This window comes from Bacillus daqingensis, from assembly GCF_042654445.1.
GTDB classification, from domain to species: Bacteria; Bacillota; Bacilli; order Bacillales; family Salisediminibacteriaceae; genus Alkalicoccus; species Alkalicoccus luteus.
In genome coordinates, this window is the sequence record NZ_JBHSGK010000011.1 from 127941 (window position 1) to 151928 (window position 23988).

Below are 23988 nucleotides of genomic sequence, written 5' to 3' on the forward strand. Positions count from 1 at the left end.
TTATTCATGAAAAATCGGTCCTAACTCCCTTTTTGAACGTGGTGAATATGATATGATGATGAAAACAATCAGAAAGAGTGATCAACGTGCCCGCAATCGGAAATCTTCCGGACCAGATAACGTTACTGAATGCAATCGACAGCATTGGGGAAAACATTTTAATTGCAGATACAGACTACCGCATCACCTGGATGAATACCGAGGCAGTAAAGCTGTTTAACGAAATCGCCTTGCTATACGGATATGGGAGCGCTGAGGATCTGATCGGGATGCAGATGAATCACTTTCACGAGCAGCCGGAGCATCAGCAGCGTATCATGGCGTCACTTGAAAAAGGCCACCGGACCCGTATCACGATTAAGGATCAAATCATCACCGATATTGTCATCACGGCAATTCAGGCGAAGGACGCCCCGATTGAAGGATACGTTGTCATGCTGCAGGACGTGACACGCACCGCAGAACGGGACGCGGAGCGGGAGAAAATGCTTGAGGACCTGTCTGTTCCGATCATGCACGTCTGGGAAAACACAATCGCCGTGCCGATGGTCGGCAGCATGACCGAGGAGCGCAGCAGCCGGCTCGTATCGGCGGTACTGGAAGCGTGCACGGATTCCGAGACGGATTACGTGATTGTTGCGCTTTCCGGGATTCACACGTTCGACGAAACGCTTGCATCCGCAATCCGCCAGCTGTGCGAATGCCTGCAGCTGATCGGCACCGAATGCCTCGTCGTCGGCATCGGACCGTCGCTTGCGATGTCCTTTCGCGCGCTCGATCAGGATTTAAAAACGTACCAGACGACCCATCAGGCGCTGGAACAAATTATGGCGTCGCAAAGCGTCTATAAATAAGAAACACGGCCGTCCGATTCCGATCGGGCGGTTTTTTGCTGCGGACAAAAAGGCACCTGAATCTGTCCTGTTTTGAAGACTCGCAGACAGCAGGCGAACGAACCATACCAGTGAGGGGCACGTAAGCGGAAAGAAGGGATCTGGGATTTTTTACATAGTTCATTCCTATAAACCGTATGAAAAAGGGTGGTCAGGAAAAATCTAAAATGATAGATTGAAAATTATAAATAGTTGTAAAATTTTATTTCAAAAACAGGTTTGTTGTAAGCGCTTTATTAAATGAGGGAGGGGTTACGATGAAAAAGAAGGTGTCGATTTTACTGTCTGCAGCACTTGTGGCATCCGTGATGACGACTGCCGGCGCAAGTCCGGGAAACGCACCGGACAAAGGCGAGGACTTTAAGCTCGGCGTGGACGTGCTGATGGAGGATGAGCTGGAGCTTGTGGAAGGAAAAAATGTCGGACTGATTACGAATCCGACCGGTGTCGACCAGGAGCTGAACAACATTGTCGACGTGCTGTTTGAGCATCCGGATGTGGAGCTGACCGCACTTTACGGCCCGGAGCATGGCATCCGCGGCGATGCGCAAGCGGGTGAATACGTCGAGTCCTACATCGATGAGCAGACGGGTCTCCCGGTCTACAGCCTTTATGGTGAGACGAGACAGCCGACCGAAGAGATGCTGGAAGATGTGGACGTGCTGCTGTATGACATACAGGACGTCGGGACGCGATTTTACACGTACATTTATACGATGGCCTACGTGATGGAAGCGGCAGAGGAATATGACATTCCGGTCGTTGTGCTCGACCGGCCGAATCCGATCAACGGGGAGGCAGTGGAAGGGCCGGTGCTCGACCCGGACTTTGAATCGTTTGTCGGGCTGTATCCGATTCCGCTCCGGCACGGGATGACGAGCGGGGAGCTTGCTTACTTCTTTAATGAGGAGTTTGATATTAACGCTGATTTATCCGTCGTCGAGATGGAAGGCTGGGAGCGCTGGATGTACTACGACGATACGCCGCTGCATTGGGTGCTTCAGTCACCGAACATGCCAACCTTGGATACGGCACTTGTCTATCCGGGAGCGGCACTGATTGAAGGGACGAATGCATCAGAGGGGCGCGGTACGACGAAGCCGTTTGAGCTGCTCGGGGCGCCGTTTGTCAATTCGACAGAGCTTGCGGCTGAGCTGAATGCACTGGAGCTTCCGGGTGTGACATTCCGGGCGGCATCGTTTACGCCGACGATTTCCAAGCATCAGGGCACGCTATCAAACGGGGTTCAGATTCATATTGAAGACCGCGATGCGTTCCAGCCGGTCGAAACGGGACTTCATATCGTGCAGACGATGCTCGAGCTGTACCCGAATGAGTTTGAATTCCTTGGAACGAACTTCTTTGATAACCTGATCGGCAACAGCTACGTGCGGGAGAATCTCTTAAACGGCGTGCCGGCAGACGAGATCATTTCGAAGTGGCAGGATGAGCTGGACGACTTCATGGATGTGCGTGCGGACTACCTGCTCTATGAATCAAACGACGCACCGGGACGATCGCCGGGAAGCCCGGATCACCCTGGACGCGGAAATAACCCGCCGGGACACGGGAACTAAGCACGGATGACGGCGGGCTTTCAATGAAAGCCTGCCGCTGTTCTTAGAGGAGGAGCGCGATGAAGAAAACAGTGATCACAGCCGTTACGCTGCTGGCAGCGGGATCCGCGGCAGGAGCAGCGGAGCTGACCCCGTCGATGGAGCCGGAGCTCACGGAAGAGAGCCAGCTGGAGGGTCTGCCAGAGCAGGCAAATGCGCCGGACTGGGTGCCTGCCTGGGAACGAGCAGGCGAACCGTCCGTCACGCTGCAGGAAGGACCAGCGCAGCGCGTGCAGATGGATCCGCGAGTGCTTGAACAGATGGATGAGGAGCTGGAAGCAGGCATCGCCGAAGGATTCTTTCCTGGCGCTGTCGCCCTCGTTGCGAAGGAAGGAACGATCGTCAAGCATGACGCATACGGAGAAGCGCTTCGCTACGATGCGGCGTCAGCGCTTCTGCCGGAAGCAGAGCGGATTACAGCGGAAACCGACACGATTTATGATCTCGCTTCGCTCACCAAAACGTTCACCTCCACAGCCGCGGTGCAGCTGATCGAAGCAGGTGAGCTCGCACTGGATGATGAGGTGGCCGACTACATTCCGGAAGTGGAAGATGCGTTTACGATCCGCCAGCTGCTCACGCATACGAGCGGGCTGCCGGCCTGGATCCCGCTTGCCTTTTTAGAAGACGAGCAGACGAGATGGGACGCGATTTATAACACGGCACCGCAGGAGGAGCCGGGTGAGGCGTACATTTACAGCGATCTGAATATGATTTTGCTCGGTCAGGTGATCGAAGCGGTGTCCGGAGAAACACTTGATACGTACATGGAAGAAGCGATTTTTGAACCACTTGGCATGGAGGATACGATGTTTAATCCGCCGGCAGCGCTGCAGGAGCGGATTGCCGTAACAGAGCCACAGCCGGCACTGGACCGCGGACTCGTCTGGGGCAGCGTGCATGACGAAAATGCTTATTCACTCGGCGGAGCAGTCGGCCACGCCGGTCTGTTCAGTACGGCGAGTGACCTTGCGGTTTTCTTACAGGCGCTGTTAAATGGCGGCGTATATGACGGAGAACGGATTTTGGAAGCAGACACGGTCCGTGAGATGCTGACGGATCAAACCGGCGGCGATTTGGAGCAGGGCTTCGGCTTTAACGTCAACCGGGACTGGTTTATGGGAGAATTTGCCCCAACAGCCGCAGGTCACACCGGCTTTACCGGCACATCGTTTGTCATTGATCCAGAAACGAATATGATTGCGATTTTACTGACGAACCGCGTGCATCCGACACGTGACGGCGGGTCAATTAATCCGTGGCGGCTTGGACTGATGGATGCCGTGAGCGACTCGATCAACGCACATCCAGCAAATAGAAGGGGAGGAGAATAGCGATGAAAAAAGCAGCACTTTCCGTACTGGCAGGCACGATGCTACTCACGCACGCAGCGCCTGCCGCTGTGGCACAGGAATCAGACGGGGACTTGATTTTGTATCAAAACGTACCGGGTGTTGAAACGGATCTGGAGGAAGGACTGGATCTCCGGGCGCTCGCCGTGCATGAGGACGGACATTTCACCGAACGGGCAGATGGGCTTGAATGGAGCTCGACGAATGAGAACGTGGCAACCGTTGACGACAGCGGCATCGTTGAGATGACCGGCCAGCGCGGCCGTTCGTTTATTTCGGTGACGGACGGGGAGTACACCGACCGGATCGCAGTGGACTATAAGCCGAATCCAGATGCGCGAGACGGGGGAGGTCCGCCGCCTGTTGAAGCCCAGCTTGTCCCGCAGACCGGTGAGCGCTACGACATCGTGGACGGGGCAGTTGAAGGCATGACACTTGAAGAAAAAGTCGGACAGATGATGATGCCGGACTTCCGTCATTACGATGGTCAGGAAGTAACGGAAATGCTGCCGGAAATTGAGCAGCTCGTTGAAGACTATCATTTAGGCGGCGTGATTTTATTTGCAGAAAACGTCGTGGAAACGGAGCAGACGTACCAGCTCGTTCATGACTATCAGGAAGCAGCAGAAAAGTTCGGTATGCTCGTAACAATTGACCAGGAAGGCGGGATCGTCACCCGCTTACAGACAGGCACAGACTTGCCGGGCAATATGGCGCTCGGTGCAACCCGGAACCTGGAGCTTGCAGAAGCAGCAGGTGACGTCATCGGAGCGGAGCTGTCCTCACTCGGCATTAACACGAACCTCGCTCCGGTTGTGGACGTGAATAACAATCCGGATAACCCCGTTATCGGCGTGCGTTCCTTCGGGGAAGATCCGCAGCTGGTAGCGGACATGGGCGTCTCCTATATCAACGGCCTGCAGCAGAACGGTATTGCAGCGACGGCCAAGCATTTCCCGGGGCACGGTGACACCGCGGTTGATTCGCATCTCGGTCTGCCGGAAGTGCCGCATGATTTAGACCGGCTCATGGATGTGGAGCTGTATCCGTTCCAGCAGGCGATGGATGCAGGATTGGATGCGGTGATGACGGCACACGTCACGTTCCCGCAAATTGACGGAGATAAAGCAATTTCGGAAAAGGACGGAACGGAAATTTCGATTCCGGCGACGCTTTCCCGCACCGTGCTGACGGACCTGATGCGCGGCGAGCTTGGCTATGACGGTGTTGTCATGACCGATGCGATGAACATGAATGCGATTACGGATCACTTCGGCCCGGTGGATGCCGCGATTCGGGCGATTGACGCTGGTGCGGATATCATTCTCATGCCAGTCGGTCTGGAAGAAGTTGTCGACGGTGTGCTGGATGCAGTAGACGGCGGTGACCTTTCAGAAGCGGAGCTGGATGAATCCGTCGAACGAATTCTGACGCTAAAGGTCGAGCGCGGTATTTTCAAGCAGGAATCCCCGCAGGACCCTGCAGAAGGAAAGCAGGGTGCACTGGATACGATCGGACAGGACTCCCATCTGGCTGTCGAGCAGACGATCGCCGATGATGCGGTGACGATGCTGAAAAACGATGACGTGCTCCCGCTCACGCCGGATGCGGAAGAGCGCATTGCCGTCGTCGGAACGACCTATTTGAACAGCCTGGTTTCAGCTGTTGGCGAGCATCATGAGCACGTCGATGCAGTGAACCTTTCCGGGCAGAGCAGCCTGACAGATGAACAGCGCAGCACGATTGAAGCGGCAGACCACGTTGTGATCGGCTCCACCACAGCGACTGTTGCCCAGCGAAGCGCAGACAATGCGGTGATGCAGATGTATGCTGAGGTGATGGACATGAAGGACGATGTGGCGGCCGTTGCGATCCGCAACCCGTATGACATCATGGCCTACCCGGACGTCGATGCGTACCTCGCTCAGTACGGCTTCCGCGACGCGAGCTTCCACGCAACCGCAGCCGTTCTGTTTGGCGAAGCGAATCCAACTGGCACCTTGCCGGTCACGATTCCGGATCCGGACGGCGGCACGCTGTTTGAATATGGAAGCGGTATTTCTTTCGAATAAGCACACCAAGCCACGGTCGATACCCCCTCGGCCGTGGTTTTGTTTGATTGCACGAGGTAGGTCAACGTTTCACAGCGTCTCTGTCCATGATCAAAGGCTGGAAATGATGCGAAAGAATTTACCGAGGAAGCAGACAAAGTGTGATGATGGATACCAGGAACATGCATTGAACCATTCGCGCTTTATCCATCGACCTGGGTCATATGTTTACAACTCCCTCTTTCAGGAAATAATGACTGTGACTTAGTTATTTTGAGGAGGAAGCGATTATGAAAAAGACACTGCTGACAACTGGAACACTAGCTGCAGCGCTCGTATTGAGTGCGTGCGGAGAAGATAATAATGGACTAGATATTTCAGAGAACGAAATGGATGCGACAAATACGGGTCAGACCGATGACAACAGCCCGCAGAGCCAGACGGAAACTGAGGATGACGAAGAAGATGAGAACGACTTCGTAGGTGAAGGAAACGACGACGTCGACGGCGAGGTGGAAGATAACGAGGAAGAAAGCGATGAGGGAAATGAAGAAGCGGCCAGTGACTGGTACGAAGATCTGAATTTCTATGAATTTGATCTCGATGTCGACTACGGTGATCAGGAATATGAAGCCGAGTACGAATATAATGACGGAAATCCGGAAGCGCAGATCGAAGACAGCCGTGACGGTGATGAGCTGAGCCTGACCGGGGAAGGTGCGCTTGAAGAGCTGGAAGGTCCGCTGACAGAGCTTGATCTTGATGCAGACAGCTCGGATGATGAAGTTATGGATCAAGTCATGAACGCCTTCGGCATTGAAGAAGGCTACGAGGAGTTTGAAGTGGAAATTGAGTTTTTTGATGACGAAGAACTGGAAGTAGAAGACGAAGAATAAACGAGCAGCCGGTCCGGTTATTCCGGACCGGTATTTCTGCGTAGAGAAGGAGCGGGTTTTGTGAGCTGGGAAAAGCTGAAGCAGGTCGTACAGAAAGAAGCAGCGATCCAGGAGGACTCCGTCGTCCTCGTGTCGACGGATCATGGGGCGGGGCGGGCCAGCGTGCAGCCGTTCCGCGGACAAGCGTATCAGAAAGCGGCAGGGGCTGAAGCGATGAGAATCGACGTCGTTAAAAACGTGAAGCCGGCTTCCGGGGCGCAGGCGCTTACCTCTGTATCAAAAACGAAGATCATCTACACTCCGAGAAAGCACGGTCTTTTGATTGGCGAAGATTTGTATGTTCTCCCGGACGAAGTGGAAGCCTATGGCATGATCGTCAAAGGAAAGCTGAACCGCGAGGCGCTGCTCCATGCGCTGCCACGGCACGGCCGGGCAGAGGACTGGCATACATATAAAGAGCTTGTTACAGAAGAGTGGCTTCACGTGCACGTGTTTGAAACGGATGCATGGTACGGTGGCAAAGATGGCGTGCGTCCGCTGTTTCGCGGCAGAAGAACGCATGAAGAGCTGACTGAATCGGTGCTGGAAGACGCAGTGAGAGCGGCTGCGACGCATTACTTTCAGCACGCGGTGAGCAGTCAGGGACAGTTCGTCTACGCATTTAATCCGGTGACGAACGAGGTATCAACTGCTTACAATATGCTGCGGCACGCGGGGACCGTTTATGCGATGCTGCAGACGTATGCCCATACGAATGATGCCGGTGTCCTCCGGCACGCAGAAAAAGCGGTGCGCTTTCTTGCCCGGCACGTGGAGCCGATGACCGTATACGGACGAAGCGTGATGGCACTCGTTCATAAAGACGAAATCAAGCTGGGCGGGCACGGTCTTGCACTGCTCGCGTTAAGTCAGTATATCGATGTGACAGGAGACAAACAGTTCCTTCCTGTTATGCAGGGGCTGGCGGAATGGATGATTGCGACGCAGGATGAAACGAAGAAATTTGCCGTTCATAAGATGTCCTTTAAGACAGGGAAGGCTTCACCGTTTACGTCGGACTACTATCCTGGTGAAGCGATTCTTGGCCTGGTGCGCCTTTATCACCATGACGGCGATGAACGCTGGCTCGATGCAGCGGAAGACGAAGCACATTACTTAATCAACGACCGCGATCGTGACGCGGACAAACAGTCGATTCCGCACGATCACTGGCTGCTCTATGCGTTAAATGACCTGTATCCGCTGCGCCCAAAGCTGATGTACGTGGACCACGCGTATTTTATCGGAGAAGCGATCATGGATGCACAGCGGCTGAAAAAAGACGAAGACCCGGAGTGGCACGGGTCCTATGAAATGAAAGGGACCCCTCGTTCCACGCCGACTGCCTGCCGCAGCGAAGGCTTATCCGCACTGGCAGCACTCGCCGAACGCGTTAGAGATACGGACATGCAGCGGCGCTGCATAGAGGCAGCGAAGGCCGGCATCCTGTTTCAGCTGCGCATGCAGTATAGACGTGAGAGCGTCATGTTTTACGACTATAAGCCGCTCTGCATCGGAGCAGTGCACACGAGTCTCGACAGCTACGAAATTCGCAATGATTTTACGCAGCACAGCGTCTCCAGCTTTTTAGGCCTGCTGAAGCAGATGCATAACGGAAGGCAGTAGAAGCAGCTCGCACCGGGCTTTCGCGCATCAAAACGGCCCAGGTTCAGGCTGTAGACGGTTTTTGTGTATGTGAAGCTGCTGGAAGCTGTTTCTTCTAACACAATAGCGAGCGGTTAAAATGATTGAAGCAACTTAGCAGATAAAGCAACTTAAGACCTTGCAATTGTAACGTAACGCAGGGCAAAATGAACAATCGACTTGCATGCGCGAGCGAAGCCGGGCAGAGCTTCTCACGGGAGGTGGGTGCTGAAACGAAAAGCCCCCGGCTGGTCTGATCAGCGAAAAAAATAAATCATAAAGAAATGCCCCGGGTTTGATTTCAACCCGGGGCGTTTTGGCTATGCTTTTACGACGGTGATCGCCTCGTCTTTCACATCGACGCGGATTGTTGTCAGATCGTCGTGATCCAAAATCAGATCGGTGATGCGGTCTTCGACTTCGTGCTGAATCGTTCTGCGAAGCGGTCGGGCACCGAACGCGCGGTTGTAGCCCATCTCCGCAAGCTTCCGTTTTGCTTCGTCGCTGATTGTAAGCGTCAGCTCCTGGTCGGCGAGCGTTTCGTTCAGCTCGCTGATCATCAAGTCGACGATCGACACGAGGTGCTCCTGCTCCAGATGGTTGAACGAAATAATCGCGTCAAACCGGTTCAGGAACTCCGGCTTGAAGTAGCCGGACAGCTTTTCCATGAGGTTCTGCTCGCGGACAGAGTCGCTTTCTCCGAAGCCGATCGGCTCCTGCTGGGAAGCACCCGTTCCAGCGTTGCTCGTCATGATGATCACGGTATCCTTGAAGCTTACGGTGCGTCCCTGGCTGTCGGTAAGACGCCCGTCTTCCATGATCTGCAGGAACATATGCTGCACGTCCGGATGCGCCTTTTCAATCTCATCCAGCAAAATAATGGAATACGGATTGCGGCGCACTTTTTCGGTCAGCTGACCGGCTTCTTCGTGGCCGACGTAGCCGGGAGGAGAGCCGATCAGTTTAGAAACGGCGTGCTTTTCCATGTACTCGCTCATATCAAGACGGTGCATCGCCTCTTTCGTGCCGAACATTTCTTTCGCTAAGGTTTTTGTCAGCTCAGTCTTTCCGACACCGGTCGGACCGACGAACAGAAACGAACCGATCGGCCGGTGCTTGGATTTAAGACCGGCTCTGGAGCGGCGAATGGCTTTTGCCACCTGCTGCACCGCTTCTTCCTGGCCGATAACGCTGCCGCTTAACGATTCGGCGAGGTGCTTCATTTTGGACGCTTCGTTATCCTGAAGCTTGCCGACTGGAATACCGGTTTTTTCCTCAATAATATGCTGAATCACATCGGCGGTGATCGCTGTTTTTTCATCCGGCTCGGCCTGTTTCACGTGTTTTTCAAGCGCTTCCTCTTCGTCGCGAAGCTTGGCAGCCGTTTCGTAATCCTCTTTTTTCAATGCCTTCTCCTTTTCAGCTGCCAGCTGAGTGAGTCGTTCTTCGGCTTCGCTGAGCGTTATGCCGCCGTTCTGCAGGTTTGTTCTTGCGCCGGCCTCGTCCATCAGATCGATTGCTTTGTCCGGCAGGAAGCGGTCCTGAATGTAGCGGTCGGACAGCTTTACGCACGCCTGCAGTGCCTCATCGGTAAAGGAAACGGCGTGGTAATCTTCGTATTTTTCTTTTAACCCTTCTAAAATGGTCAGTGCTTCCTCCAGCGACGGCTCATTGACCATCACCGGCTGAAAACGGCGCTCCAGCGCACCGTCTTTTTCAATTTGACGGTATTCTTTCAATGTTGTGGCGCCAATAACCTGCAGGCCGCCGCGGGCGAGGGCCGGTTTTAAGATGTTTCCGGCATCCATAGAGCCTTCAGCTTTGCCTGCTCCGGCCACCTGATGAATTTCATCAATAAACAGGAGCACATCCTGGCGTTCCTGCACCTCATTGATCAGCTGCTTCATCCGCTCTTCAAACTGACCGCGGATGCCGGTATCAGCTACGAGCGATGCCATGTCGAGCAGGTACACCTGCTTGTTTTTCAGCTTAGCCGGGACATCGCCGGAAGCAATTTTTAACGCAAGACCTTCGGCAACGGCCGTTTTACCGACACCTGGCTCACCGATCAGCACCGGGTTGTTTTTCGTACGGCGGTTTAAAATTTCTGCGACTCGCTTCACTTCTTTGTCCCGGCCTATTACCGGGTCAATCAAACCGGCGCGGGCAGCGTCAGTGACGTTCGTTCCGAGCTCATCGAGCACACCCTGATCTTTCGCGGGTGCTTCCGGAGGCGCCTGAAATCCGGCGTCTGCCGGACCGCTGCCGGAAAACCCTCCGCTCATAGTAGGTGACTGAGGAGCCCGGGACCTCAGCTCCTGAAAGCAAACGTGGCAAAGGCGCATATCCTGAACGTTTTCGTTATGCTGTAATCTTACGTGAATGGCAGCTTGACGCTGTTGGCAGTGTTGGCATTTCATAATCGATAACCTCCTTCTAATATCATCAAAGTCTGACTTTGACTATCTTTGACTATATTATAGTTTGACTATCTTTGACTTTCAAGTATTTTGTTTGTTTTTACCCGTATTTTTTTAGTGACAGGTGACAACAGTGGATGACATAAAAAAAGCACGCCGGAAGTTCCGGCGCGCCTGGCTGGTGAAGCTGCTTACATATCATCGTCGTCATCGTCATCGTCGTTCATCATGTCGTCGTCATCATCGTCATCGTCGTTCATCATATCGTCGTCATCATCGTCATCATCATTCATCATATCGTCGTCATCATCGTCATCGTCGTTCATCATGTCGTCATCATCATCGTCATCGTCGTTCATTGCATTGTTATCGCCAGCATCGTTATCGATATCTGCGTTTTCTTCTGTACCGTTGTTGTTCAATCCATCACCGTTGTTGTCGATTCCGTTGTCGACATCGTTTCCGCAGCCTGCGAGTACCCCTGCTGCGATCATGCCTGTTGCTGCTGTAAGTTTAAGTGATTTTTTCATAAATAATACATCCTCCTAGTAATAAGTAATGATAGCACTTACGACAGGCTATTTCACTCTCACGGAGTCACTAAACATAAGTTGGTACTTTCTCATAGTTTTTCATATTTCAGCAGACAGCGATAGGATGCCATGCGATTAAACGGTAGCGTTATCTACGTAGTGATCAGCACAGAAAAAAGCCCGCGATGATTCTGCAATGATGACAGAATGATCCGGGCTTCATCAAGCTGTTAATACTGCAGCCGTTTGTTACACCTCGGCTGTTTTTTCGTTCCGTTTAAACAGAACGACGTTCGTATGCTCCTCGTGGACCGCTTCGCTTTCCCGGTGAAGCTTCCAGTCGGTATATTTGATCGCAGAGGCAATCAGCTTTGCGATGTTCATCACCGTGTGCAGCCGCGTATTTTGGAGCACAGACAGCTCCATAAAGCCGGCGACATTTACGATTCCGGTGATGTGCATGTTGCCGACCGGCGGCAGCTCTCTGCTCAGCGCCGAACCTGGATACAGCGGGCCGTCTCCGACCACGACCGTTCCTACATTTTGACGGCGGCCGAGACAGGCATCAACGGCGATGATAAAAGGGTCGTCGTATTCTGCTTCAATCCCGGCAATGACGCCATGCAGATTTTTGGCATGGACCGGTTCATCGAGCGTGCCGTAGACGTTCATTTGCTTTAAGTATCGCTCTTTCAGCAGCGTTCCCGTAAGCGGACCGAGTGAATCTCCGGTGGATCGGTCTGTCCCGATACAAACGAGAACGACAGGCCTGGTGCTTCCTGCAAGGCGGCGGATGAGAAAATCCGTCATTTCACGAAGTGCAGTAGGTGAATCCCATAAGTAGCGCATTTGTTCCCTGTGCAGATGTTCGCTCATTCGTACTCCTCCGTTCGTTATAAAGAATATGATTTAGTTCATTATAACGCACAGGTGAAAATAATCAAGTGTTTTCTGCAGAGAAAAAAAGAAGTGAGGAAATTACGCCTGCCGGTCTGGACGCAGTGTCCGGCGTGATCTGTATATATGGCGCCTGATAGTAGGTCTATGGTGTTGATCTGCGGCAGAAAATACGTTTTCCGATTAATTGTGTGCGTATCTATTACATACCTTTTTTGCAGAAAAGAAAACGCTGAATCCTGAAACATAATAGATTGTGTTCGTTTTAAAGAATAAATAAATGCAGCAGCACCGCGTTTCAGAGAAACAGGTCTATCCTTGTATTCTTTTTGATGAACATCTTTAGTATGATAAAGATGCGGTTCAGGCCGCACGGACGATTGTCCGCGAAAGGAGGGCTTATGTTGGATGTAGGGAGAATGTCGCTTGCCGTCAATCAGCTTCAGACGCAGCAGCAGGTAGAATCCATACAGCAGCATCAGCTTTTAGACAAGGCAGGGGAAGAACGGTCGGTTCTCCCGGTGGACGGGGCAGAACTGCCTGCGGAAGCCGGCAGCAGCCGGGAGGATGAAGCGGCGCGGGAGCAGCAGCGTCATTTGCTGCAGCAGCAGGTGGATGAGCAGCTTCGCAGCGTGCAGCCGTATCTTGGCGGTGTCGTAGACGTCCGGATTTAACCCCGCAGGTGGAAGAGGTGGCAGCACCTCTTTCTCTTGTTATCTGAATAGTCAAAATATAAGTGACAGTAGCGTTCGTTATATGATAAAATACAAGTAGCAACATGGTTTGCACGGAATCCAATTAGTTGGAGGGATCGATCATGTCCGAGAAAAATTCTCCTCCCGTCAGCAGCTCCGGCCTTACGCAAAACACAGCCGCAACGCTCAGCTATGTACTCGGGTTCATCACTGGTCTGATCTTTTTGTTTCTGGAAAAGGATAATAAATTTATCCGGTTTCATGCGATGCAGTCGATTGTCATTTCCGTTGCATTTCTCATTTTGAACACCGTCTTAAGCTTTATTCCGATTATTGGCTGGATTTTGGCACCGCTGCTTGCACCGGTCGGGCTTGTGATTTGGATCCTTTGTATGGTGAAGGCGTATAAAGGCGAATGGTATGAGTTTCCGTGGGCCGGCAAATTTGCTCGTGAACAAGTAGATAAAATGTCCGCACAAGGGCAGTAATCATGAAAGCCGTCCGAATTCGCCGGACGGCTTCTTTTTACATTCAGCTGTCTTCCGGCAGTGTCAGCGGATTGGCGTCATCACTCGTCCATTCCATCAGCGAACCGTCGTATACGGCAGGTTCACGGCCGAGTGAAGTAAGCACGAGTGCGTTCCATGTCGCGGCTACACCGCCGCCGCAATATGTGATCACGCGCTTATCCGCATCGAGCACGCCAGATTCCCGGAACTGTTCGTGCAGTCGTTCCGGGAGCGGCAATGTCCCGTCTTCACGGCTTAAGTCCCCAAAAAACACGTGAGTGCTTCCCGGGATGTGACCTTTACGCGGATAGCGGCCGGACTCCCCACGGAAATCCTCCAGCGACAGACAGTTCATGATAACGGTCTGGTCATCGTGCATCGCCCGTCTGACGTCGTTAATATCAGCGAGCAGCTCCGGACGATGGGATCCGGTAAATGTGCCGGCAGCAGCAAGCGGAATCTCATCGGTAAGTGGTCCGGCCTGCTTTTTCCACTGCGGCAGGCCGCCTGCAAGAACGTACACGTCTTCGTGGCCGGCCAGCCGGAACTGCCACCAGAGCCTCGAGGCCCAGTCGGAAGCGGTAAACGACGCATTCACGAGCGGTCCGCGGTCGTAAATCACAACGGTCGTATCATCGTGAATCCCGAGTCCACGGGCCAGCGTGACAAATGCTTCGTGACTGACAGCCGTGAGTGGAACGGTGGCTTTCGTGTCGGAAAAAACAGTCAGAAGATCGGCGAAAAATGCGCCGGGAATATGCTCCTCCTGATACGCCTCGGCGCCGGGATGGACACGGAATTCATCGGGTGTTTCCTCCGCCAGTACGCTGGCATCGAGAACGCGCACGTTGTCATCGTCCAAATGCTCCAGCAGCCAGTCGGCCGTTACAATCGGATGGTAAGATGTCATCTGATCAGCTCCTTTGTCTGATCGTATCATGTTTTCCGTGATGTTTTCCTTAAATTGGTCCTGCTCCTTAACGAGAAGGCGATCAGCGCCGATACGAGGAAGGAGGGAGAGGGGAGATAGCTGTGGAAAAAGAAATGCTCGAGATGCAGCTTGAAGAAGTAAAGCGTCTGGACCGCCACTATGAACAGCTGGAGCAGATGCTGTTGTACATGCGCTGTCTCGCTGAACAAGCGGCAGTTTCCGTTACATCAGCAGAACGGCAGGAACTGCAGCAGGAGTTCAACCAGGCGCTGGCGGCTTATGAGCAAATGGTGGAAGGTGCAACCGGGACTATTCATTGAATCACCCGCAGATGGTCAACGTTTCGTGAAAGAAACCGATAGAAGCACAAGCAGGGAAAACAGAAGACGGTGCCGGAAAGAGGCCTCGTGTTCTGTTTTTTTATTAAATGGAGCGGCTGATAGGCGCTTCTCGTTATGAATCTGGAAAGGGTGAGCAGATGGATGGCATGAACAGGATGACAGGCTTTGCTTCCGGCATGGATATCAATCAAATGGTGCAGGATTTGATGCGGGCAGAGCGGCAGCCGCTCGAGCCGATGCAGCAGAACGCAGCAGAGCTTCAGCTGAAAATTGATGAATACCGGACGATAAACCGGAGTTTTTCCGAGTTTCGAAACAACACGTTCGACGGCGTCCTGCGCAGCTCGAACATGCGCGCCATGGAAGCGGCAAGCTCCAATGAAGCAGCGGTGTCGGTTTCGGCAGGAGCCGGTACGCCGGAGGGTACCTACACGCTTTCCGATATTTCACTTGCCAGAGCTGAAACGCAGGCATCGTTTCTGGAAGGAAGCACGGACGGGTCGTTTATTCGCGAAGGGGGTTCTCTGGACCGGCAGCTTGCACTGGCAGATCAGGCAGAGGAACTCGCAGCCGGCTTTGAGACAGGTGCGTTTGCGATTGCCGTGACGGATGCGGAAGGAGAGGAGCATGTCCGCTCGTTCACGATTGACGATACGACGTCACTGGATGACCTGCTTCAGGATATCAACGGATCGGGGATCGGCGTGCAGGCGTTTTATGATGAGTTCTCCGGCCGGATGTCCATGCAGCGGACCGATACAGGCGTCTACAACGAAACAGGGGCGGAAATCAGGTTTGGTACAGGGGATGAAGAGACGTTTACAGAAACGGCTGAGAACGCCTTTTCCTCGATGTTCGGCTTTGATCCGGCACACGTGGTTATGGAAGAAGCGGAGAACGCCGTATTTACGATGAACGGACTGACGGAAATGGAGCGGCAGAGCAATCAGTTTGATATCAACGGCGTGCAGTTTTCGCTTCAGAACGAGACCGCAGGACCGGTGACAGTATCGGTCGCTTCTGACGGAGAGAAAATGTTTGATACCGTGATGGCATTTGTCGATGATTACAATGAAATGGTGGCAGGCGTGCAGGAAAAAACGTCCGAAGAGTATTTTCGGGACTACGCGCCCCTTACGGACGAGCAGCGCCGAGATATGACGGAATCGGAAATTGAGATGTGGGAGGAGCGCTCCAACAGCGGTCTCCTGCGCCGTGATTCGATTTTAACCGGTGCGCTCAGTCAAATGCGAATGCAGTTTTACGAGCCGGTGGAAGGCGGCGGGGAGCTGACCCAGATTACGGAGATCGGCATTACGACCTCGTCGGATTACCAGATGGGCGGACTGCTGGAAGTGGACGAAGAGCAGCTGCGCCGTCAGATTGCTGAAAATCCGGAGGGCGTGCAGCAGCTGTTTGCCGCAGACGGCGAAACGAATGAAGAACAGGGCATAGCCCGCCGACTCCGCGACACGCTGAGCGGGACAATCGGACAAATCGGTGAACGCGCCGGCCGAACTGACATTTCGTCTAACCAGACGTTTACGTTAGGGCGAGAGCTGGAGCAGCAGGGAGAGCAGATTACCAACTTCGAACGCCGCATGCAGCAGGTGGAAGAGCGCCACTGGAGACAGTTTACAGCGATGGAACAGGCGATGGCACGAGCCAACGCCCAGGCCGAGCAGCTGATGTCGTCACTCGGCGGCATGCAGATGCAGTAAATGAGAGTTTGCTGATTTTTGAAAACGATACGGATAAGATGAAACTATCTAAATGGTAGAATAGTTCAGTAGAGTTTGTATTTGCGGCAAAGATATTGAAGGATCTTGTAAAACGATAGCGAATCCTAAATGACTTTCAGTTGTTCGACGGTCATTTAGGGTTTGTTTTTTTTGCATTGTAATAACTGTAAATATCCCTCAATTAAATTTAGGATGAAGGGCAGTTTCGCGTGAAAATATTTCAAATGAAACGTAAGCCTCATTTGTAATGAAGCAATAGTAAGAGAACGTTAGATTCTAATTTAAAGCTTAGGTGCGATTCGTGTTTAGTTTGAGTGTAGTCGAGTGGAATTTATTAGCATAGAATTTCGAAGCGAAGGTCGTCGACTCCGAGAGGGTAAGAACGTGGCGAAGATCCAGCGCTCCCGACGTCAGGAGGAAAAGCCGGGCGCGTTCCCTCCGGAAAGCGTCCGACCGTAAGCGTAGAATATATACGTAACTAGAAACCGGGTTATTATTGCAAGCTTCTCTGAAGTTTGCATATAAACCATGCGTAGGATCGTTTGACGAAAAAATTGCGCCGTGCTACACTATAAACAGAAAGTGACTGACAGTCAGTCATTTATTCGGTTGAAAATCAGGAGGCGGATATGAAGCAGACAACCTATGACCAGCTGCTCGAAGCGGCGATGAATGTGATCCGCCGCGAAGGCTTTGATAAAGCGTCGGTGTCGCGCTTTGTGAAAGAAGCGGGCGTCGCTCAAGGCACCTTTTACAATTACTTTGCTTCGAAAAATGAGCTCGTGCCGGCGATCGCAGCACGCATTCTCGATGAGCAGCTTGCCCGCATGAAGGAGCGAGGGGATGCAGAAACGCTGGAGATGCTGATGGACACGATGATTGATGTGACGTTTACAATTACAGAAGAATTCCGGGATTATATCAGCTTTTGCTACAGCGGGATCTCGCTGTACTACTCGTTTGAGCGGTGGGATGAGATTTACCGGCCTTATTATGTTTGGCTCGAATCGCAGTTCTTAAGATTGCAGCAGGCCGGCAGCATCACGACAGAGCTGGAGCTAAAGGCGGCTGTTAATAATATGGTCGGCCTGATTGAGCATGCAGCAGAAGCCCACTACTTATCCCGGGCAGTAACAGAAGACCGGACGACTGCAGAAGCGGAACTGAAGCGGATGCTCGTTCGTGCGCTTACAACTTAATGAGGTGAAAAACGTGAGTTTGAAACAAGAAAAGAAGATTCTCTGGATGTCTGTGGCTGCAGCCATCCTTTTTTCTGGTGCCGGCATCGTACTTGGTATGCTGTTTCAGTCCCAGATGATTTTGTTTGACGGACTATACTCTTTAATCAGCGTGGCGCTTTCCTACGTGTCGCTCATGGCGGCAGCATTTATGGCAAAAAGCGACTGGAAGCGGTATCCGTTTGGGAAAGATATTGTGGAGCCGCTCGTCGTCCTGTTTAAATATACGGTCATTCTAATCCTGATCGCAGGCTCCGCTGCGGCATCAGTGACGGCGCTGTTTCAGGGAGGGCGTGACATGCAGGTTGGTCCGGCATTTGCGTATTCGTTTGTCGGGCTGCTCGCCTGCGGTGCGGTTACGATGTATTTGCAAAAGCGTGCGAAGCGGTCGGAGTCTGCTTTGTTGAAGGCGGAATCGAACCAGTGGCTCATGGATACGCTCGTGAGCACCGGTGTGTTTGCCGGATTTCTCGTCGCGTTCGTACTGGACCTCTTCCAGTGGTTTCCTGCTGTTATTCCGTACGTGGACCCGCTGATGGTGCTGCTCGTCTCACTCTACTTCCTGAAGTTTCCGCTGAAAGAAATGCGTGCAGCGCTGAAAGAAGTACTTGAGATGAGTCCGGACGGCGCGGTGCGCAGCCGGATGGAGGAGACACTCAAGGAGCTGGCCGACGAATACGGTGTGGAAGAAAGCTTTCTGCGAATGACGAAGGTAGGGCGCACCATCTGGGTAGAGATTGACATTGTTGCACCGGAAACGAGCCCCTTGAATTCGTTGACGAAGCAGGATGAAATGCGAAGCAAGCTGTCCTCGGTTTTGACCGGAGCTGCCCCGAAAAAATGGCTTACCGTTTCGTTTATGGCCGATCGTCACTGGGCACTTGATGAATAAAGGGCAGATAGTCCTGTTTTTACGAGAAGCGCTGAACGCGCTTCTTTTTTTATCCGATATAGTTAGAAGAGGATCGTACTGACAACAGTATAACAACAGCATAACAACCAAATAACAACCGAATAGAACATGAGGAGTGAGGCATATGCGGCTCAGCGGCTTTGCAACGGGGATGGATATCAATCAGATGGTACAGGATTTAATGAAGGCGGAACGAATGCCGCTCAATAAATTAGAGCAGCGTAAAACGCAGACGCAGTGGCGAATCGATCAATTCCGGGAGATTAACGTGAAGCTTGATCAGTTTCGCAACAATACGTTTGATAACGTGATGCGCCGCTCGACCATGATGGCGAATAAAATCGTCAGCTCGCAGCCGTCGCTCGTGACGGCAACGGGTAGCTCATCCACGATGGAAGGCTCCCTGAGGCTTACCGAAGTGAAATCATTGGCGACTGCAGCATCAAACGCCAGCACAAGCCGGGTAGGCCAGCAGCTGTCTGTTTCGGGAAAGCTGAGCGAGCAGCAGCTCGATGCAGGAGACGTGTGGACCCGGGGCGTCGTCAACCGTGAAACGATTACGGTTCAGCAGTCTCAGTCGTCGATCAGCCTGAACCGCGAGCTCGGAAATCCGGAGTCTACGGTCGTTCGGGTAAACGGTGTTTCATACAAGGTAGTGGAGGAAGACTTTGACGGCGAGCTGACCGCCACACAGGTCATGCTTGACCGGGAGACGAATACGCTCGTGTTCGGCCAGGAGCTTGCCCGGAACGCCCGTGTAGAGGTCGTTACTGCGCGCGAGGACGAGAACGGTACCGATCTGTTTTCTATGAACAGCATCGAAACGAAGGCGAAGGACGGCTCGACGGTGACGGACCGTTTTCTCATCACCGGTGACCAGTCGATGAACGACGTGATGCAGATGATGAACCGGTCAAAGGTCGGCGTTAGTGCCTTTTATGATACTGGTACAGACCGGGCGTCGATCGTCCGGGATGAGACCGGTATTTATAACGAGGGCGGCGCTGAAATGACGTTCAGCGGATCTTTCTTCCGCGAAGCGCTCAAGCTCGATGAAGCGAATGAGCGTGCCGGAACGAACGCTGTTTTCACGATCAACGGCCTGGAAACGCACCGGCAGTCCAATACATTCAGCGTAAACGGCATGGCGATCACACTTCATGAAACGTTCAGCGGCAGAGACGTGAGTCTAACCGTTCAGCGTGACACGGATGAAGTCATGGATACGATAAAAGCCTTTGTGGAAGAATACAATAACCTGATTGATCTCGTGCAGGGGCGTATTTCGGAAGAGGCATTCCGTGATTTTCCGCCGTTGACGGAAGAAGAGCGCCGCGATTTAACCGAGCGGGAAGCCGAGCTTTGGGATGAAAAAGCGATGAGCGGACTGCTGCGGAACGATTCTATTCTGCGTGGGGGGATGGATCGATTCCGAGTGCAGATGTATTCCAGCGTGCAGGGGACCGGCTCCGATTTCAGGCAGCTGGCGCAAATCGGCATCACAACAACATCCGATTTCCGCAGCGGCGGCAAGCTGGAAATCAACGAGGACCGTCTGCGGGCAGCGATTGAACAGGATGCAGAAGGCGTGTACCAGCTCTTTGCGGCAGATGGTGCGGCTGAATCGGAGAAGGGGCTTGCGCGGCGGCTGCGGGACAGTGCCAACGGCATGATTGAATCGATTTCAAGACGGGCCGGCGGACTGCGGGGCCGGACGGTGAATCAGCAGTTTACGCTCGGCCGGGAAATCAACAACATCGAAGACCGGATGTCCGCTTTTGAGCGCCGCATGCAGCAGGTGGAGCAGCGGTACTGGTCTCAGTTCACTGCAATGGAAAAAGCAGTCGCAAAAGCGAATGCCCAGGCAGAGACCTTCTTTGCGCAAATGTTTAGCGGCATGTAAACGGAAATAAAGGAGAGAAAGAGATGGCACAGCTGCGCAGCTTGTACGAAACATCAAAAGCACTTTACGATCACGTCCAGGTGCCGATGCCAAAGGACGGGGAAGCACGTGACACGTATATTGATACGGTCAACGATCTGCTGGAGCGACGGGAGCAGTTTACAAACGGTGTGAGACCGCCGGAAACAAAAGCAGAAACTCGTATTGCCCGGGAAATAATCCGGCTTTCCAAGCAGATTGCGAAGGAGCTGGAATCGGGCAAAGCAGCAATTCAAAAGGATATCCGCTCCCATGAACAGCGAAAGCGGGCAGTGCAGTACGAGAACCCATACAGTGGTCCCACTCCGGACGGTGTTTTCGTCGACTCTAAGAAATAACCCTTCACATATGAGCCTTTCGTCCGATATAAACGATGTACCATCGGAAAAGTGAGGTGTTGGCACATGGAAGTGCACACAGGCCGAAGCGCGGTGCCGGACCGCTCTGCCCTGATACATCAGGAGAAACAGCTGCCGCAGCAGCCCGTATCTGCTCCACAAGGACGTACAGAAGCAGGGCAATGGTCTCAGGAAAACCTGGACCGCAGCCTCGAGGGCATGAACGAGCTTTCGATCATGAAAGAGCGTTCCTTAAAGTTTGAACAGCACGACACGCTGGACAGGACGATGGTCAAAATCATTGACCGGGAAACAGATGAAATTGTCCGGGAACTGCCGCCGGAGGAATTTCTCGATATGATCTCCTCCATGCTGGAGTTTGCAGGCCTTTTATTTGACCGGAAAGTGTGAGGACAGGGGAGACTGCGGCTCCTCTTTTTCTTTCTGACAGGCAAATACATTAAACCTTTCCGCCGGATGTACCGATATGAACAGTGGAAGTCTATTACCAGAAAGAAAGGGTGTCATACTGTATGGCTACAAACAATCCATATGCTGCATATAAACAAACATCGATCGAAACAAAATCACCGGGAGAACTGACGCTCATGCTGTACGACGGATGCTTGAAGTTCATCAGGCGAGCCGATGCCGCGATGGAAACAGGCAGCACAGAGGACCGCCATACGAATCTGGTAAAGGCGCAGAACATTATCCGCGAACTGATGGTGACGCTCGATCAAAGTGTTAACGTCAGTCAGGGTATGATGCAGCTGTACGATTTTATTCTGGCGAGGCTGATTGATGCCAATACGAAAGACGACCGCGAGGCGCTCGCAGAAGCTGCAGGATTAGTGACGGAGTTCCGCGACACGTGGAAGGAAGTTATTCAGATGGACCGCCGTGCACGGCACGGATCCGGCGGTGTTTCAAAAGCAGCCGGCAATGCGTATGCAGCTGCAGGAGCAAAACGATAACCAGTACAAGCTTACAGAACACAGCCGCTCAGCCGGTTCGTGTTCTTTTTTTCTTACAAGGCAAGGCGTGCTAAACTGAAGAAGATGATGTCTGAAAGGGGAGACTCTTTATGCCAGCTCAGCTGAACGAGAAGCAGAAAGTGTTTTTAAAGCAGTATACGAGCCTGCTTCAGGAAGTGCAGGAATCGGCTGTGTACGCAGGAGAATGCTACATTCAAGGGGATGACGATATCGCAGACAGGCTGCTCGCCTCTGTGAGTACGGGACTGATCCCGTACAATCCGGAAAACATGACGATGTTCTCCATATTCGGATCTGAGGAGACCGCGCTCAGCCGGCTGACCACATTTCATCATGCGGTTACGGAAGCGGCGGCGATGACGGAAAACGAATGGACGACAGCTGAAAAAATGCATTTTTTACACGAGCAGTTTATCCCGGCGCTGAAAATGTGGCAGGATACAGCAGCTCTTTATTCTATTTCAGGAGATGATAGCGATGCCGGTCATTGATATGCCGCTTGAGGAGCTTTATACCTATCAGGGAAGAAATCCGAAGCCCGCTGATTTTGATGAATACTGGGAGCGGGCACTCGCAGAGCTTGACGCCATTGAGGCGGACGTAAAAGATGAAGAGGCAGCATTTCAATTTCCATTTGCCTCGTGCCGGCATTTGACGTTTACGGGCGTGCGCGGGGCGCGGATTCACGTGCAGGCGGTCATTCCGCATCAGCCCCCGGCTGGGTCAGAAAAGCTGCCTGCTGTTTTGGAGTTTCATGGCTACGGCATGAACGCAGGTGACTGGACGACGAAAGCAGCGCTTGCAGCTGCGGGACATGCCGTCTTTTCAATGGACATCCGCGGTCAGGGCGGACTGTCGGAGGATGCCGGCGGCGTGAGCGGTAACACGCTGCAGGGTCATATTACGAGAGGCATGCAGGACGGAGAGGACGAGCTGTTGTTCCGCCATATCTTTCTCGATACGGTGCAACTTGCCCGTCTGGTGATGGCGCGGGACGATATTGATGAAATAAACGTGTCGGTAACCGGCTGGTCCCAGGGCGGGGCGCTGACGATTGCCTGTGCAGCGCTGGAGCCGCGTGTGAGGCGGGCAGCGCCGGTGTACCCGTTTTTATCTGACTACCTGCGCGTCTGGGAAATGGATTTGGACGTGGAAGCCTATCAGGATGTCCGCCGCTACTTTCGCCGCTTCGATCCTACCCATAACAGCCGTGATGCGTTTTTCGAACGGCTCGGGTATATTGACATTCAGCATCTGGCTGACCGGATTCAAGCACCTGTCTTAATGGGAACCGGATTGATTGATCCGGTTTGTCCGCCGTCGACTCAGTTTGCTGCCTATAATAAAATCACGTCGGAAAAAGAGATTGTGCTCTATCCTGATTTTGCTCACGAAGCGCTTCCCGGCATGCGGGACCGGATTTTCACGTTTTTAACTGCAACGTAAAAGGAAGAGACAACAAGGGAGAGTGAGCGTCATCTTTTGGACTATGAAAAAGTTTTACATAAAATCCTGATTATGGGGTTTAGATTGTTTCGATTTGTGAAATAGTCTTCGTATACACTATATAGAGGAGGCGTTTTCACATGGATCCGAAACAACAGGCAGAAGAAAAGCTGGAGCATACGTCCGAAGAGAAGAAGCAGGAAATTCTCGACAGCTTCCAAGGGTTCCTCGACTATCTAAACAAGCAGGTCAATCGCGGTGAAAAGATTGGTCTTGGAGAAGAGCAGCTCGCAAAAGGTGCTGAGCGCGTCGCAGAATACTTGAAGAACCATGAAGAGCCGCGTAATTCGGAAGAGAAGCTGCTGCAGGAAATGTGGCAGGTCGCGGAAGAAGAAGAAAAGCGGCACATCGCCCGCACGCTCGTCCGTCTCGCGCAAAAAGAAGGCAACGCATAAAGCAGGAAAAAACTCCGGATCAATGCGATCCGGAGCTTTTTTTTCATGGAATGCTTTCGGTAATGGCATCCGTAATTTTACTTACGATCTGCAAACCGG

At 52.7% G+C, this 23988-nt stretch carries 23 protein-coding genes; 19 read left to right on the forward strand and 4 right to left on the reverse strand.

Features of this window, described 5'->3' with window-relative positions:
• Positions 1-86 precede the first annotated feature (86 nt).
• The 6 genes from ACFO4L_RS10245 (at position 87) to ACFO4L_RS10270 (ending at position 8473) form a co-directional block, all read left to right on the forward strand.
• On the forward strand, positions 87-854 hold the full coding sequence (locus ACFO4L_RS10245) for an STAS domain-containing protein (RefSeq protein ID WP_377909578.1): 768 nt from the start codon (positions 87-89) through the stop codon (positions 852-854).
• Positions 855-1150: 296 nt separating this feature from the next.
• Positions 1151-2470: an exo-beta-N-acetylmuramidase NamZ family protein gene (locus ACFO4L_RS10250; RefSeq protein ID WP_377909579.1), complete on the forward strand. Its 1320-nt coding sequence runs from the start codon at positions 1151-1153 to the stop codon at positions 2468-2470.
• A 59-nt stretch (positions 2471-2529) separates the two neighbouring features.
• Positions 2530-3843 carry a serine hydrolase domain-containing protein gene (locus ACFO4L_RS10255; protein ID WP_377909580.1) on the forward strand — a complete coding sequence of 438 codons (1314 nt, stop codon included), beginning with the start codon at positions 2530-2532 and terminating at the stop codon, positions 3841-3843.
• 2 nt (positions 3844-3845) lie between these two features.
• Positions 3846-5933: a glycoside hydrolase family 3 protein gene (locus ACFO4L_RS10260; protein WP_377909581.1), complete on the forward strand. Its 2088-nt coding sequence runs from the start codon at positions 3846-3848 to the stop codon at positions 5931-5933.
• A 269-nt stretch (positions 5934-6202) separates the two neighbouring features.
• Positions 6203-6808, forward strand: coding sequence for a YusW family protein (locus ACFO4L_RS10265; protein ID WP_377909582.1), 606 nt, complete (start codon positions 6203-6205; stop codon positions 6806-6808).
• Between the two features lie 60 nt (positions 6809-6868).
• Positions 6869-8473, forward strand: a complete 1605-nt coding sequence (locus tag ACFO4L_RS10270; RefSeq protein ID WP_377909583.1) for a glycoside hydrolase family 127 protein — start codon at positions 6869-6871, stop codon at positions 8471-8473.
• 338 nt (positions 8474-8811) lie between these two features.
• On the opposite strand, the gene ACFO4L_RS10275 is transcribed toward ACFO4L_RS10270, so the two are convergent.
• From ACFO4L_RS10275 to yyaC, 3 genes are all read right to left on the reverse strand, one after another.
• Positions 8812-10911 carry an ATP-dependent Clp protease ATP-binding subunit gene (locus tag ACFO4L_RS10275; RefSeq protein ID WP_377909584.1) on the reverse strand — a complete coding sequence of 700 codons (2100 nt, stop codon included), beginning with the start codon at positions 10909-10911 and terminating at the stop codon, positions 8812-8814.
• 191 nt (positions 10912-11102) lie between these two features.
• Positions 11103-11441 (reverse strand): hypothetical protein, encoded by a 339-nt coding sequence (locus ACFO4L_RS10280; protein ID WP_377909585.1) that lies wholly within the window; start codon positions 11439-11441, stop codon positions 11103-11105.
• A 252-nt stretch (positions 11442-11693) separates the two neighbouring features.
• Positions 11694-12320 (reverse strand): spore protease YyaC, encoded by a 627-nt coding sequence (gene yyaC, locus ACFO4L_RS10285; protein WP_377909586.1) that lies wholly within the window; start codon positions 12318-12320, stop codon positions 11694-11696.
• A 425-nt stretch (positions 12321-12745) separates the two neighbouring features.
• Here yyaC and ACFO4L_RS10290 point away from each other — a divergent pair, with 425 nt between their 5' ends.
• Together ACFO4L_RS10290 and ACFO4L_RS10295 are read left to right on the forward strand one after the other, a co-directional pair.
• Positions 12746-13015: a hypothetical protein gene (locus tag ACFO4L_RS10290; RefSeq protein ID WP_377909587.1), complete on the forward strand. Its 270-nt coding sequence runs from the start codon at positions 12746-12748 to the stop codon at positions 13013-13015.
• A gap of 143 nt (positions 13016-13158) precedes the next feature.
• On the forward strand, positions 13159-13524 hold the full coding sequence (locus tag ACFO4L_RS10295) for a DUF4870 domain-containing protein (protein WP_168005377.1): 366 nt from the start codon (positions 13159-13161) through the stop codon (positions 13522-13524).
• 43 nt (positions 13525-13567) lie between these two features.
• On the opposite strand, the gene ACFO4L_RS10300 is transcribed toward ACFO4L_RS10295, so the two are convergent.
• Positions 13568-14455: a sulfurtransferase gene (locus ACFO4L_RS10300; RefSeq protein ID WP_377909588.1), complete on the reverse strand. Its 888-nt coding sequence runs from the start codon at positions 14453-14455 to the stop codon at positions 13568-13570.
• A 122-nt stretch (positions 14456-14577) separates the two neighbouring features.
• Here ACFO4L_RS10300 and ACFO4L_RS10305 point away from each other — a divergent pair, with 122 nt between their 5' ends.
• The 11 genes from ACFO4L_RS10305 to ACFO4L_RS10355 all read left to right on the forward strand — a co-directional run bounded on the left by ACFO4L_RS10305 (position 14578) and on the right by ACFO4L_RS10355 (position 23889).
• Positions 14578-14796: a hypothetical protein gene (locus ACFO4L_RS10305; protein WP_377909589.1), complete on the forward strand. Its 219-nt coding sequence runs from the start codon at positions 14578-14580 to the stop codon at positions 14794-14796.
• Positions 14797-14963: 167 nt separating this feature from the next.
• Positions 14964-16538: a flagellar hook-associated protein 2 gene (locus ACFO4L_RS10310; RefSeq protein WP_377909590.1), complete on the forward strand. Its 1575-nt coding sequence runs from the start codon at positions 14964-14966 to the stop codon at positions 16536-16538.
• A gap of 650 nt (positions 16539-17188) precedes the next feature.
• Positions 17189-17758 (forward strand): TetR/AcrR family transcriptional regulator, encoded by a 570-nt coding sequence (locus ACFO4L_RS10315; protein WP_377909591.1) that lies wholly within the window; start codon positions 17189-17191, stop codon positions 17756-17758.
• 13 nt (positions 17759-17771) lie between these two features.
• A complete protein-coding gene (locus tag ACFO4L_RS10320) occupies positions 17772-18689 on the forward strand; it encodes a cation diffusion facilitator family transporter (RefSeq protein WP_377909592.1) in 918 nt (305 codons plus the stop codon).
• Positions 18690-18834: 145 nt separating this feature from the next.
• Complete coding sequence (fliD, locus tag ACFO4L_RS10325; RefSeq protein ID WP_377909593.1) at positions 18835-20613, forward strand: flagellar filament capping protein FliD; 1779 nt, start codon at positions 18835-18837, stop codon at positions 20611-20613.
• A gap of 23 nt (positions 20614-20636) precedes the next feature.
• Entirely contained in the window at positions 20637-20990 is a 354-nt protein-coding gene (gene fliT / locus ACFO4L_RS10330; RefSeq protein ID WP_377909594.1) for a flagellar protein FliT, read from the forward strand.
• A 66-nt stretch (positions 20991-21056) separates the two neighbouring features.
• The gene (locus ACFO4L_RS10335; protein ID WP_377909595.1) at positions 21057-21401 is read left to right on the forward strand and encodes a flagellar protein FlaG; all 345 of its coding nucleotides are present in this window, start codon (positions 21057-21059) and stop codon (positions 21399-21401) included.
• Positions 21402-21523: 122 nt separating this feature from the next.
• On the forward strand, positions 21524-21967 hold the full coding sequence (gene fliS / locus ACFO4L_RS10340; RefSeq protein ID WP_377909596.1) for a flagellar export chaperone FliS: 444 nt from the start codon (positions 21524-21526) through the stop codon (positions 21965-21967).
• A gap of 110 nt (positions 21968-22077) precedes the next feature.
• Positions 22078-22479: a DUF8042 domain-containing protein gene (locus ACFO4L_RS10345; protein ID WP_377909597.1), complete on the forward strand. Its 402-nt coding sequence runs from the start codon at positions 22078-22080 to the stop codon at positions 22477-22479.
• Positions 22466-23434 (forward strand): alpha/beta fold hydrolase, encoded by a 969-nt coding sequence (locus ACFO4L_RS10350; protein WP_377909598.1) that lies wholly within the window; start codon positions 22466-22468, stop codon positions 23432-23434. Before ACFO4L_RS10345 ends, ACFO4L_RS10350 begins: the two co-directional genes overlap by 14 nt.
• A gap of 140 nt (positions 23435-23574) precedes the next feature.
• Positions 23575-23889 carry a DUF3243 domain-containing protein gene (locus tag ACFO4L_RS10355; protein ID WP_377909599.1) on the forward strand — a complete coding sequence of 105 codons (315 nt, stop codon included), beginning with the start codon at positions 23575-23577 and terminating at the stop codon, positions 23887-23889.
• Positions 23890-23988: the final 99 nt, after the last annotated feature.